The 13594-nt window shown below is 61.8% G+C and carries 10 protein-coding genes; 9 read left to right on the forward strand and 1 reads right to left on the reverse strand.

Annotated elements, in window-relative coordinates:
- The first annotated feature begins 178 nt into the window (after window positions 1-178).
- From ABIA30_RS26885 to ABIA30_RS26915, 7 genes are all read left to right on the forward strand, one after another.
- Window positions 179-844, forward strand: a complete 666-nt coding sequence (locus tag ABIA30_RS26885) for a hypothetical protein (protein ID WP_370071165.1) — start codon at window positions 179-181, stop codon at window positions 842-844.
- Between the two features lie 9 nt (window positions 845-853).
- Window positions 854-1507: an NAD(P)-dependent oxidoreductase gene (locus ABIA30_RS26890; RefSeq protein WP_370071167.1), complete on the forward strand. Its 654-nt coding sequence runs from the start codon at window positions 854-856 to the stop codon at window positions 1505-1507.
- Between the two features lie 35 nt (window positions 1508-1542).
- Complete coding sequence (locus ABIA30_RS26895) at window positions 1543-1983, forward strand: MarR family winged helix-turn-helix transcriptional regulator (RefSeq protein WP_370071185.1); 441 nt, start codon at window positions 1543-1545, stop codon at window positions 1981-1983.
- A 309-nt stretch (window positions 1984-2292) separates the two neighbouring features.
- On the forward strand, window positions 2293-3822 hold the full coding sequence (locus tag ABIA30_RS26900) for a DUF3375 family protein (RefSeq protein WP_370071169.1): 1530 nt from the start codon (window positions 2293-2295) through the stop codon (window positions 3820-3822).
- The gene (locus ABIA30_RS26905; RefSeq protein WP_370071171.1) at window positions 3819-4553 is read left to right on the forward strand and encodes a DUF4194 domain-containing protein; all 735 of its coding nucleotides are present in this window, start codon (window positions 3819-3821) and stop codon (window positions 4551-4553) included. Before ABIA30_RS26900 ends, ABIA30_RS26905 begins: the two co-directional genes overlap by 4 nt.
- Window positions 4474-7893, forward strand: a complete 3420-nt coding sequence (locus ABIA30_RS26910) for an ATP-binding protein (protein ID WP_370071173.1) — start codon at window positions 4474-4476, stop codon at window positions 7891-7893. Before ABIA30_RS26905 ends, ABIA30_RS26910 begins: the two co-directional genes overlap by 80 nt.
- Complete coding sequence (locus tag ABIA30_RS26915) at window positions 7802-9082, forward strand: Wadjet anti-phage system protein JetD domain-containing protein (protein ID WP_370071175.1); 1281 nt, start codon at window positions 7802-7804, stop codon at window positions 9080-9082. The genes ABIA30_RS26910 and ABIA30_RS26915 overlap by 92 nt, the downstream gene beginning before the upstream one ends.
- Before the next feature lie 419 nt (window positions 9083-9501).
- Here the strand turns inward: ABIA30_RS26915 and ABIA30_RS26920 are convergent, their stop codons facing one another.
- Window positions 9502-11241: a CocE/NonD family hydrolase gene (locus tag ABIA30_RS26920; RefSeq protein ID WP_370071177.1), complete on the reverse strand. Its 1740-nt coding sequence runs from the start codon at window positions 11239-11241 to the stop codon at window positions 9502-9504.
- 163 nt (window positions 11242-11404) lie between these two features.
- Here ABIA30_RS26920 and ABIA30_RS26925 point away from each other — a divergent pair, with 163 nt between their 5' ends.
- Window positions 11405-12019, forward strand: coding sequence for a TetR/AcrR family transcriptional regulator (locus tag ABIA30_RS26925; protein ID WP_370071187.1), 615 nt, complete (start codon window positions 11405-11407; stop codon window positions 12017-12019).
- A 605-nt stretch (window positions 12020-12624) separates the two neighbouring features.
- A complete protein-coding gene (locus tag ABIA30_RS26930; protein WP_370071179.1) occupies window positions 12625-12966 on the forward strand; it encodes a hypothetical protein in 342 nt (113 codons plus the stop codon).
- Window positions 12967-13594: the final 628 nt, after the last annotated feature.

A 13594-nucleotide genomic window follows, 5' to 3' on the forward strand; every position in this document is an offset into this window, starting at 1 on the left:
GGCTAGATCGGGTTTGGCTCTTAGAACCATCGGAGGTCTAGAGAGACTCGCCACCAGCCAACGCGGTTGGCTAGTCACCAGCGAACGGCCTTGACGTGCTCGGCGCTTCGAACTCGGCCCATAAGTGCTACGATTATCGTAGTAGATTCGGACGGTGAACCTGAAACGGAGTGCGTAGGTGAGAGCCAGAGCCACGATTTCGGGGCGATTTCTTTACATCGCGTGGAACGTGCATCTTCGGTTGATAGGGCCTTTCGTGTTGCCCAGCGAGGTGCGGCGCCGGCAGCTGACGACTGTGCGGGGGTCTCTCGCGCAGCTCGAATCGATACCCGGGATCGGCGGCGTGCGGTTGCTGGAATCCACGTTCGTCGTCCCGCTCCCGGGCGGTCCCCGATTTGATGTCGTGCTTCTGATCAACGGCAGTGAAGAGGCGATCGAGGCAGCATGGCACGTGATCGAGCACTCTGGTGTTGGTGAGCCTGCGTTTGTGGCTGCTGCATGCAACGTCGAGAGGTTCGGAGATACCGACGCCTTTGATGGGCCAATCCTGTTGAATCACTTTATATCTCCACGTTCGGCGGAGGAGGTTACCCGTGTGTGGTCGGGGATCTCCGATTGGTACGGGGAGGTGCTGGGCGTGGACAACTCCACGCTGCTGGCCTTCGACGACTCTTCTCGGTTCGTCGTCGTGAACTACGCAAGCATCCCTGGTCCGGTCGTGCGGTTCATGTCCGATCAGCTACTGCGCCCCAGTTTCCGCACAAACGTCCTCGGTCCTTTAAAGGCGGTCGACGCCCGCGCCCTCCCGGTTTTCGCGCGCCGGGTCCACCGGCCGGTCACGTGAGGAGGATCCGTGGACGTCACAGTGTTCGGAGCAGCAGGACCGACCGGTATCTGGATATGCCGCGAGGCCCTGCGCGCAGGTCATCGGCTACGAGCCGTTAGCCGCCGGACCGATCCGTTGCCGATTCCACTATCTGCCCAACTGACCCAGGTACGCGCCGATGCGGTCAGCGGTGCCGGCGTGCCCGATGCCGTCGCTGGCGCTGATGCGGTGTTGTCTGCGCTCGGTGCCACATACACACGGCACCCGGTCTCGGTGTATTCAGCAGGCACGCAAGCGATTATCGCTGCACTGCGCAGCGCCGGTCGAGGCAAACGGCTGGTCGTGGTGAGCTCCGGGTTGACCTATCCGCCACCCCGCGGATCTGGTTTCATCCCAGACAACATCGTCTTTCCACTACTGCGCAACGTGGTGGGGCGAACTCTCTACGCAGACATGCGACGGATGGAGGACATCCTTCGCCAATCCAGTGACATCGCGTGGACGATCATGCGCCCAGGACGGTTATTTGACCGGTCGTCGGTCTCTGCCTACCGGTTGGACACTGATCACCCGTCGCAGGGCTACACCGCACGCGCCGATCTGGCCGCGGCCATGATCGCCGAACTCGACGCAACGACCGCGCACGTTCGTCAAGCCGTAGCGCCGACCACGCAGCGATGACTCCACCGACAAGTGACTCCGCCGGCTTGCTGCGGGTGCTCCAAGACCTCCGTATCGGGTTTGAGATCGTCACCGAACGGGTCGCGAAAGCCTCTCGACTTAATCCGCGCGACCTCAGCGTGCTCGACGTGTTGCACGCCGAGGGGCCGGCGACTCCCAAGACAATCGCGGACAGGACTGGTATTCAACCCACAACGTTGACCGCGGTTCTGACGCGACTCGAACGAGACGGACGGGTCAACCGATACCGCAACCCGCAGGACGCACGTTCATCGATGGTGGCCGTTACTGAACAGACGGTGCATGAGTTGGCGGGACTGTATGCCGATGTCAACGACAGCCTGATGCGTAGCTTTACGGCTCTGGACGCTCCCGACCGCGCCGTCATCGTCAGCTTTTTGCAAGGCCTCGTCGCAACCATCCACGAAGCGCACACCTCCGGTCCCATCCCTCCGGCGCCGCCAACAAGTCAGTGAGCCAAGCCATCGGCATCTACCCGACTACACACGATGCGCACGCGGCATTCGACCGGCTCTCTGGTGCGATAGCGCCATGCGCGGCACTGCACGCCGACAGCTACAGCTTCGCCGTCAAAAACGTCGATCCGTCAACGCTGGCAGTGTGTTTCGCCGACGACTGCAAAGTCAGCTTCGCCATCCGCTCATCGGTGCTCATCGCGGTCTCCGTCCAACACTTCCCAGACACCGCCAGTTCGAGTGAACGGGGAGCGTATGTCGGTGGGTGCGGTCATCATGGTGCCAGGGCCGCTGATTGGGGAGGCAATCGTGTCCGATGTCGTTAGGCGGGTGCGCGCCACGCGCGAGGTCATGCAGAAGCCGATCTTCAGTCTGTTTCGCAAGCGCAATCCGGAGGTGGTGATGGCGGTTCTGGAATCCGCCTTTCCGGATTCCGACGTGGTTGTTGATGCGGACGTCATACATTCGCGTGTAGACGCCTTGCTCGATGAATTGGTTGCCGCCGGGGAAAGGGTGCCGCTGCGCCGAGACGGCGACGGCGACTACCGGATCATCGGCCGTGATCTGTGCCGGGAGTTGATCGGCGACCAGCTCCTGGGACGCCCGGCGGACACCGATGGCTACCTCTTGACCCCCGCAGCCGTGCAGGCGCAGGAAATCATCGGGCGCCTGCGCATTGACCGGCCATTGGCGAACAGCTCAAGGCTCAACGCAATCTTGCAGGCTGCGCGCGATCTCTCACGTCTCGCCACTGTCGACCGGGCGAGCCGCCTAGCGCAGCTGGACTCGGACATCGTCGCTGCGCGGGCCCGCGTTGACGAGTTGACGGCCGAGCGGGACCGCATCGCCGGCGGCGGGGAGATCGAAGTCGCCGATTACGGAGCTCTCATCGAGTCGTACACCCACCTCGACGACTTGGTCCGCAGACTGCCGACAGATCTGGCGAGGGTGCGTGAGTCGATTGACGCCGAGCATCGGCGCACCATCGCCGATCTGCGGGCGGACGAACGATCTACGGGCCAGGCAGTCATCGATCACCTGGACAAGACGGGAAGTCTGCTCCTGGATACTCCGGAAGGGCAGGCATTTCAGGGTGTTCGGGAGTTGTTGGCCGATCCGACTCGGCTGGCGTCGTTGCGCGTCGACCTCGACACGATCCTGGCACACGCAGTGTTCCAGGAGGCGCTGCGGTCCGACGAACAAGATGCGCTGGCGCACACTCCGGGACGGTTGAGAATGAACATGGGGCTGGTTCAAGAGAAGTTGGATCGAGCCATGTCGACGTTGTCCGGTTACATCGTTGCCCGCGGCCTCGTGTCCGAGCGCGAATTGGGGCGCGTACTCAACGATCTCGGCTCCGCCGTAGCTGTAGTCCTAGAGCGGATGCCACGCGCGGTTATCGATCTCGATGTTCTTCCCGAGGGCATCGAATTGACTTATCTCCGTGAGCGATTCGACCTTTCCATCGCTGATCCGGAGCCGCAGGACTTGGCCAACACGTGGGCTGAGCAGCCGGACCCGCCATCACTGGCCGAACTGGTCGCTTTGGGAGGCCCTAGGCCTGAAACGGTGCGCCACGTCGTTGACGAACTGGCACACAGACCGGGAGCCAGCCTGGGGGAGGTGTTTAACGACCTGCCTGTCGAATTCCGCCGGCCGGTCGAACTGTGGGGTTTGTGGCAGGCCGCAGCGTCCTCGGGCTTCGACTTCGGCAGTTGCGGTGCCACCGAAGAGTTTCACGTCGTGCGTCCAGATGGGAGTACCGCATCGTTCATCGCCGATCGGATCCTGCTGAGCCCCGCGCAAATTTGGTACCTGCAAGCGCTGGAGGCCTCGTGAGCACCGGCTTCGGCCCCAGCGGCGACGAGGACTTCGCGGACACCGACGACCTCATCGAGCCAGCCCGGCCGCTGTTCAATGGCGATGGCGGAGGCCTGACGCTGCCGCAGCGCATTGCGCTGATCAAACTTGTCAAACAGCCATACGTGTCGGCCGCCGAACACGCCGAAGAATGGGACACTCTCGTTGAGTCTCTTCCGGTAATCACCAGCCGGCTACATGACTTGTTGCTGGACCTGCGCGTCGACGCCACCAGCAGAGTGGCTTACAAGGTGGCAGCGACCTTAACCGACGACGTGGCCGCGCCCAGCTTGCTACGCAAAACCCGGTGGACCGCCAACCAGACCGCTCTGCTGGTCGTTCTACGACAACGGCTGCGACTCAGGGCAATTCCATCCGACCCGGTCTTTGTGGACTTTGAGGAACTCGTCACGGCTATGACCACACTGCTGCCTGCCCACGTCGACGAGTCACGACCCAAGACCATCACCAAGTCGGCTCTCGAATCGCTGGGAAACCTGGGCATCGTTAAATCCGCGCCCGGTGGCAACGACCGCTATTGGATCAACCCGGTCCTGGAATCGCTGCTGCCGGTCGCCAAGCTCCGCCAGCTGCTTGACGCTCTCGCCAAGCCCATGCCGACAGAAGTAGGTGGCCGAGGAACTGATGGGAACCAAGCGGATGCTGAGCCGCTTGAAGCGACTGGCCAGCAGGGTGCGCGCCATGAGTGAGCCAGAGTTGACATGGCGGCTCAGCTCTCTGCAGATGACGAACTGGGGGACCTTCGACGGTGCCGGGCACTTGCTGGAATTTTCCCCGAGCACGACCCTCATATCCGGAGCGCCGGGGAGCGGCAAGTCCACCCTTCTAGACGCCTACCTGGCCGTGATGATGCCTGGAAGTCGACTGCGATTCAATGAGGCCTCAAACGAAACAACTGGCCGCAACCGGGACGCTACTACCGGGCAGCGAACCCTGCTGTCCTACCTTCGAGGCAAGACAGGTGAGTTCCGCGAACGCGGCTCAGCGGAAAAGCGCGACAAGCTCCTGCGCGGCAACGGAGTACCCACTTGGGGTGCCATCGCCGCGAACTTCATTAACGACTCAGGCGGCCAATTCTCCGCCATCCGGCTGTACTTCGTGGGTACTGCTGCAGACACCGATAGCGATATCACCAAGGTCGGCCTCACGGCGGATACACACATCGACACCGATATGTTCGACAAGATCGTTACGAACAGGGGTTTTCGCCGCGAAGACCTCGAGACGCACTTCCCCGTTAAATGTCACCCCCGATCAACGGAATTCGATGCGACCGTACAACTACGGCTGGGTATCGGCGCCGGGGGAGAAGGGTCGGAGGCGCTTATCCTCTTGTCGCGCATCCAATCCGGCAAGGCGATGGAGTCCGTCGACACCATGTTCAAGGAACTCGTGCTCGATACACCGGAAACCTTCGAACGTGCCGACAATGTCGTTGCTGCCTTCACCGACACCGAGTCGGCCTACAGTGCTGCCGTAGAAGCTGGCGCCAAACGCGATGCCCTGTCGAAAATAGTGGAGCTGCACTCACACATCACTGCGTGCACGACACGGGTGGGCACCATTGAGGTCATCGAGCGACAGACCGAGGCAGGAGCGAGTGTGCTTCGGACCTGGCTGCGTCACAAGGAACTTGAGCATCTCGAAGCGGCGGTAGACGCCAACATCGAGGCACGCGACGAACTCGAACCCGAACGCCAACGGACTGAACGCGCAGAGAAGCAGCAAAAGGAGCGCTGCGATCAGATCACCACGCTGCTCGCCTCCGAAGGACACGACCTCGAAGTGCTCGAAGGTCAGCGCACCCTGGCGAGGAAGCGGTTAGACGACATCATTGCGAACAGGGCCGCATTCGACGCCGACACCGCGGCGCTGAACCTCACGTTGTCCTCGTCCGACGACCTCGCCGCCTTCCAAGACGCGGCGGCCGAGTTCCGCCAAGGGAGCACCGCCGAGCGGGAACGACTCACTGCACTGCGCAACGTTGCCACCGTCCAAGCTGGAGAGGCCAACAGTCGGGCACGCCGGCTCGCTGAAGACCGCGACCAAGTAGCAAAGTCTAAGGGCCGCATACCTGTTCGGCTTCTGCGCGCGCGCGAAACCATTATGGAGCGCACCGGCCTGTCGACGGAGGACCTGCCGTTCGTGGGGGAGCTTCTCGACATCAAAGACGACCACCTGCAATGGCGAATGGCCGCTGAGGTGACGCTGGCAGGACTGGCGCGCATCATGTTGGTGGACGAAGCTCGACTCGGTGAATTTTCCGTCAGCATCGACACCCTGACGATGCATCGCATCAACTTTGAGGGAGTCCGCCTCGGCGTCGGTCGTACTGTGTCGCCCCGGCCAGGCCACATCTCGGAAGTGCTTCAATTCGCTGACGACTCGCCGTTCACCGGCTGGATCTACGACCGGATCTGTGGCTCTAGCGATGACGCGCAACGCGTGGAATCGCCCGATCAACTCGGCGGCGCGGCCTTGAAGGTCACTCAATCGGGCCAAACCCGACGGGGCAAACGGGGGGCAGCGGGCACGGCCGATGTAGAACCAGCGATCGGCTTTTCCAACGAGGCGCGCCTGGCCGAGCTCGACGCACAGATCCAGGCGGCCACGCAGGAAAAGTCAGACGCGGGCGGCCGGGCAGATGCGCTGGAGAGGCAAGTCGCGCACCTCGACGCACTCGCATCCGCCCACGCAGCCGTAGAACGAGCCCACTGGGACCGCATCGACAGAGACGGCGCCACCGCGGCTGTTGAGGCGCTCGACCGAGCCATTCGCGATGCGGTGGAGAAGAATCCAGTCCTGCAGAAGCTACGCGCCGACAAGGAGACAGCCGACGAAGCCTACCGGACGGCCGCTCAGAGCGCCTTTAAGGTTGGTCAGCGACTAGAAGAGCTCACCGATCAGTTCGACGCACTCGTGGACCGTGAGACAAGACTCGTGGGTCAACAGGCCCTCGACGTCGCGGTGAGCGACGAACAGGACGCGTTACTGACCGACCTCTATACCGAAGCCACCGCCGACTCCACCATGGACTACAGCGAGAAGGCGTTCTCGCTGACCGTCGGAGCAGTCGGGAGGAAGCTACGCGACGAACGTAACTTCGCCAGCGAGCGCGCAGCTACCGCGCTGGAGTCGATCGAGCTCATCTTCACCAGCTACAACAAGCAATGGCCGGATGATCCGAATCGGGGCGTCGACTACGTCTCCTACCAGCAATACGCAGACATCCTCGAACAGATCACCGCCGACGAGGTGTATCTACTCCGGGAGAAGTGGCGCCAAAGCATGGATGAGCAGGCCGTCAACCACCTGATCCAATTGAAGAACGCCTATGACGACGCGCATGCCCGCATCGAGGAGCGCCTAGCACCCATTCGCCGCATTCTGGCCACCCTGCCGTTCGGTGAGCGCCGGCGCCGCATCAGCATCGAGCGTGACATGCGCGTCCTTGAGGAGGTTCATTCCCTGCGCGTCAGGATCGACGCACTGACCGCCGAGCTGGCCAAGGAACGCACCGACGACGAATACGAGGCGCGTTACCAACAGATGCGGGCTATCATCGACGAAATCCGAAAGCCCGAGCCAGGAGCAGGTGGGGCAGCCCGCCGTCGGCGTCTACTCAACGTCAACGACCACATCTACATCACCGCCATCGAATACGACCCCAACGACCCCGACCGTGTCGAGATCAAGCGCTACGACCAACTCGCCCCGCTCAGTGGCGGTGAACGACAGGAGTTTGTGGCCTTCATGTCAGCGGCCGCGCTGCGCTACCGGCTTGGCGACACCCACCACGAACGACCCAGGTTCGCACCCGTCGTCCTCGACGAGGCCTTCATCAAGGCCAATGGCGACTTCGCGCGCCGCGGCGTCGACGCCTGGACTGAGCTCGGCTTCCAGCTCGTGATCGCCGCGCCACAGGACAAGGTGACCGGTGTGGAGACGCTCATGGACGAACGCAAGTGCATCACAAAAAATCCTGAAAATCGTTCCTACATATCCGATTACCGCAGCGACGATGATTAAGACGCCTGACGATATTGCGGCTGCGGTTGCGGCAAGACTAAAACTCAACTGGGCGCACAGCCTGGCCTTCCCCAACGGCGATGACTGGCCACACCGTTGGACGATCCTGCCTGCCGCAGCCACCAATAAGTCGATAGCTGCGGTCCCCACTCCAGATCTGGTTGATCTGACCCGCCGGTGGCGCGCAATGGGCATCGAACATCGTGGCGTCACAGTCAAAGAACTGACCTGGAAGGTACACGGCGGGCAAACCCTCCCGCAGAAGGTGACGATCGCCGACGTCGACACCGCAGCAGCGGTCGCCGGTGAGAGAGACTGCCCCCTGGACAATTGGTCGACGCTGCTGACGACTGCTCGGGCGCGTCAGCTTCAATTGCGCGAAGTCAACCCCGGCCTGCCCGAACCTCAGATGGAATTTCTGCTGCGGTCGACGATTGGATACAGCGAAACAGATTTCGCATTGCTTTGCGCCGCCGCGACATGGTTCGCTGACAACCAGGCCACTGCGGTCGGTATGACCCCGAGGCAAGTGCCGCTACCCGGAGTGCACGCTAAGTGGCTTAATGCGCACCAGGGGCAAGTCGCGATGCTGGCAGCCTGCGATGACGGGCTCCGGCTGCTGCCCAATCATGCACCACGAATCCACTTCACCTACCTCGACCCTCACTATCGACGTGCCGGTGAGCGCATCCACGACTCCCACACATTGGGGGACGCGCTGGAGCTGCCCTACCGGCCAAGCGTGATCCTCATTTCCGAGAACAAGGACACCGCAATCCTGTTTCCCCTGACGCATGGTGCGATCGCCGTCGAAGGTGGGGGCAATGAAGGAGCGAAGCGGTTGCACCAATACGACTGGATCGCCCACTGCCCCAACATCATTTACTGGGGAGACCTCGACGCCGCAGGGTTCTCCATCGTCAATACGTACCGCACTGAACTGCCAGTTCGCACCATATTGATGGACCACCCCACCTACCTGCGGTACGCACAGTTCGGCACCAACCTCTACCCAGACGGACGCCCCATCCCGACGGGCGGACCGGCATTGCCATATCTAACCGACGACGAGGCGATGGCATACGCCGCCGTCACCGCCATAGACGCTGACCCACGGCGCATTGAACAAGAACGCATACCACTACCGGTCGCAGCGAAGGCGCTGGCGCAGTTTCGTGCAGTCCACTGACCGCTGCTGCATGAAAGACCATATCAACGCAATTACGGAGTCAGACAACGAATCTCGCCCGTACGGAGGGCGGACTGCAGTCATACGCTGCACCGTCAGTATTTGTACAACCGTACCGTTACCGTTTTTGCCAGCTGGATGAGAGAAACCTGATTGCCAACTCGATGAGAACCCCGAAAAGCCCGAGGTAGGGGAGTCGCGGATTGTCACGCAATTTGAGAAGCGACATGTGTTGTTGTGCGTGTGTCCCGGGTACACGTCGGTGATGAAAGCGATCGACGAGCTACCGGTTGAAGGCGCGTCCACGATGCTCACGTGGCGAGTTTGCTCCGCGTTCTCCCACGGACTTGATTGGGCAACAACGGGTCTCATGCCTCGACGCAACACCCGACGGATCAGAGCATCAGCAGCGGGCGCGGTCAGGTGGTTTTGATGGGCAGTTGTAGGTAGGAGGCGTGTTCGCCGCCGGTGTGGATGACGTGTTGGCCATTGTTGGCGCCGACGTACTCGCAGATCGCGGGCATCAACGTTCCCAGGAGGTTGCCGGCGCTGATGACGAAGCGGAGTTGCTCACCCGGATAGAAGACGAGACCGATTGGCAGCAGGTCGATTTCGATGTCCACGATCTCGCCGACGGAGAGCTTTTCTACCCGGTCGAAGCTGTGCGCGGGGACGTCATCGGTCGATAACGTCTTGTCGAGTCGGCGAGCCGAAACGCGCAGCCGTCCGTCAGATCCTTTGTACCGTAGGATACTGGCTCCGTGATCGGTGAGGTCGTGGATGCGCGCGTTCTGATTTGGCACGGTGAACTGCTGTAGGGGCGTGCCGTGCGCGTCGAGCTTTTGCACGAGCACGAACAGATCGATGTCGTCAGCACCCCGCGCTTCGACCCACAGGTGTGCCTTCGGATAACCGACCATGACGGTCTCTTCGTCGAATTTCACGATGAACGACACCGCATTCGGGGTGGCGTCCACGCCGTAGGTCGCTGCCACCGCATCGGTCGGCGCTTCGGTGGTCAACACGCGCGAGTGGCCGTCCAGGTAGTACTTTGTCGACGCGAACTGCTGCGGGGGGAACTCGTTCGCAGCCACGTTGACCTCGTCGCCACCTTCGAAGTCGAGCACTGAGTAGCGAACGCGGGGCGTTGACTCCCAACCGTTGTCCTCATCCTTGAGGTAGTGGTCGAAGAAGCGGCGCAGATCTTCTCGGTTCGCCTCGTCGTAGTAGTCAGGCCATTCCTGGGAGTTGTGGATACGCAACCACTTCTGCTTCGAAGCGATCCGGCGCCAAGCGCGGAACGTTCCCGCAGTGTGCAGCGTGTTCGAGTAGCTGGCTACCACGTAGGCGGGCACGGTGATCTTTTCGAAATCCGGAATCTTGTTTTCCCACAAGGCATTCATCAGCGGATAGCGCTCCGCTTCGGAAAGGATGTCCTCCTTCTGGTTCTTGCCGAAGAAGCTGCCGTACTGAAGCTGTCGGGCGAATCCGGTGTCCGGCATGCCGCCGCGCATCACCAGATCGCGATAGACATCGCTGACGCCCTCCCACGGGTTGATCGCGGCCAGATGCGGCGGCTGTTCGGCGGCGGTGAACCACTGCGACACCGCGAGGTAAGAGGTTCCACTCATCGCGACTTTGCCGCTGCACCAGGGCTGTTCGGACAGCCACTCGATCAGGTCGTGGCAGTCGAGACCTTCCTGACGATCCCACAGCACACTGTCGCCGTCGGAATCGACCACCCCGCGAATATCCGGATTGCAGACCGCGTAGCCCTGCGCACACCAATATGCCGGGTCCGGGCCCTCGAACTTCTCCAGGCCCGAGACGACCCCGTTGTCCAGGCCGACCATGCCGAACACGCCCGTCACACTGGCGGATGTGCCCTGCCCCTTGCCATACGGGCTCCATGCCACGATGACCGGCACCCGCTCTGCGCCAACAGGTCGAAACACATCGACGTGAATTGTGACGCCGTCGCGCAGCTGGACCGCGATGTCTTTCTCGAAAACAATGTCGACCGGGATGGGCCGGAACTGCGGCGCGACCCGAAAGCCGGCCTCCAAAGTTCGCGTGCCGGGATCGAATCCGGTCAGCAGGCCAGTGCGCGCGGGCGGCAGCGGCTGGGACGGCAGGAACACCTTCTGGTCGTCGCTCATGGCGATTCCCCCACATCTCGACGTTCTACTCCATACGAACACGCAAGATACGCGTCGTGTCTTACATCGACGCTACACTGATCGCGGTACGATACGCAACGTGTCTTCCACGCGCGTTGCCACAAATTCCGCCGGCACCGTTCGCCGCCGCGACGAGGTGCTGATGGCCGCGATCCGCGAAGCAACCAGAGCCGAGCTCGCCGACTTCGGCTACGCAGGAGTGACCTACGAAGGCGTCGCGCGGCGGGCGCAGACCAGCAAGCCGGTGCTCTACCGCCGCTACCGCTCGCGCGCACACATGGTGGTCGATGCGCTGCCCAATTTGCACTGGCAACCTGACGACGACGCCATCGCGGCATCGGAGTCGTTGCGAGACGAGCTCCTGACGCTGTTCAGTGCAGTCGCGGACAACTTCATCGCCATCGGTATCGACAACTACCGCGGCCTTATCGCCGACGCCGATGAGGACTTGTTCAACTTCCTCGACGCGCAGGTGACCGGATTGGCGGAAAGGACCCTCTATCCAGCCCTGGCCCGAGCACGCGAACGCGGAGAGATTGGCCCGCACGAGATTCCCCGCCGCGCCGCGATGAGCATCGGCATGTTACTGCGTGACGAAATAGTCTTCGCGCGCAACGACGTTGACACCGACACCATCGCCGAGATCCTCGACACCGTGTATCTACCCCTTATCAAGGCGGTGTCCGCTCAATCGCCCCGGCCCGTTCCCGAAGGAACCTCGTCATCTCACACGCGCCAACTGCGCCGACGAGGCTAGTCGCTCGCGCCGAGTTTGGTTCCATCGGCCGATGGGCGGTCGACGGCCAGATTCCCCGTCGAACAGTCGGCGAACTGGCGATGGCGGTATTTGGGCTCGCCGTGGGGCGGTGGGCGGACTGCGGTCAATCCTTCGATGGGCCGGTCGGCCGGGCGGGTTAGTCTCCGCACGGGGGCAGGTTCGCCCATTTGTCGGACATTTGTTCACTGCTGACGGCATCGGGTGATTCGGAAGCCGGCGTTGGCCGGCGCCAGATAGGTTGTCGCCGTGCCGACGCCTGCCCCTCTGCCGCCACCTCCGCCCACCGTCGTGGTGAACGTCCCGCCGGAATCGGCGGTGCACCTCCCACTGGACACTGTCGACAAGCTCGCACCAGCGGCACATGGTTTCTGCGATTGGCTCTACAACAACTGCGGAACACTCGTTGGCGCCATTTTGGCTGCCTTAGCAGCTATCTGGGCGGCAAGGAAGGCGTACAACGCTGTGCAGGACCAGATTAAAAAAGCCCAACAAGGCATCACCGAGCAGATCGAAGCCGAGGACCGCCCCGCACCGAAGCGATACAAGCGAGCATCGTCATCGAGGCCAACGAACTCGCTTATCACATGTACGCCTGGGCCAAGAGGGGAACTGGCGCGCCCCCGAACACTGTCCAGGCCCGCGAAGCGGCAATGCGCGATGAGTACAGCGAGGATGATCTCGAAAAGCAAAGGGAAATATTGGGTCTCAAACTGCGTCTGTTTGACCTCTACCCACAAGAGAAGGCGCTGAAAGCATTCTGGGACAAGGCGAAGTTGCGGTTCAAAGAGGGACCAAGCGGCCCCAATATTCAAGATCGCTATGACGAACTACTTGGCAAACTGAAGGATGGCATCGCGGGTCTTGATCCGAAGAAACGACTAGAGCACGTGCGTCCGACGCGGGCCTCGGGCTCGACGGGAGTCTGATCCCGTCCTCGTTGGTGTCACCGTGACGGTCGGCTTGCAACACTTTGGACGCCCGCGAAGAACATTGCGCAGCGGGCGTCGGCATCAGCGATTTCTTCTGGGGGGGGTGTGGATCCGCCCTCGTCCTACGAGGCCATAGGAAGCGCCTGGTTGTCGAAACTGGCTGCGTATTACCTGGTGGCGACGATGATCGCGTTGGCGACAACGCTGACCAGCTAGCCCCTTCAGTGCAGAGCGTCTCGAATCTAAAGATCTGAGCTTGACCGCTTCCTGTCTTGGAACTAGTCCTCTCCGGGGCTGCGCTGCCGCTGCCCGCCGCTGGACCGTAGCGATGATCAGCGGCTCGGCGGACCCGGTCGAAAAGATATGGCATCTACCAGTGGTAGGTAGACGGAGTCGATGAGCTCGAGCAGCGTTCGTTCGTCGAAATCTTCGACCATCTATCGAGCATCGAACTGTTTGCTGAACAAGATCTCGCTACATGGCTGGCGACATTCATCAGGCAGGTCTCGGCGGCTGATCGTGCTGAATGGGCCCGGCCACTTCGCTCGCCACTTGCAAACGGCGCCAGCGGAGCAGCAGTGGCAGCGCTGGATACGCGCTACTGGCAGAAGCGACTTCAAGGTGC

The organism is Mycobacterium sp. MAA66, assembly GCF_041261665.1.
GTDB lineage: Bacteria > Actinomycetota > Actinomycetes > Mycobacteriales > Mycobacteriaceae > Mycobacterium.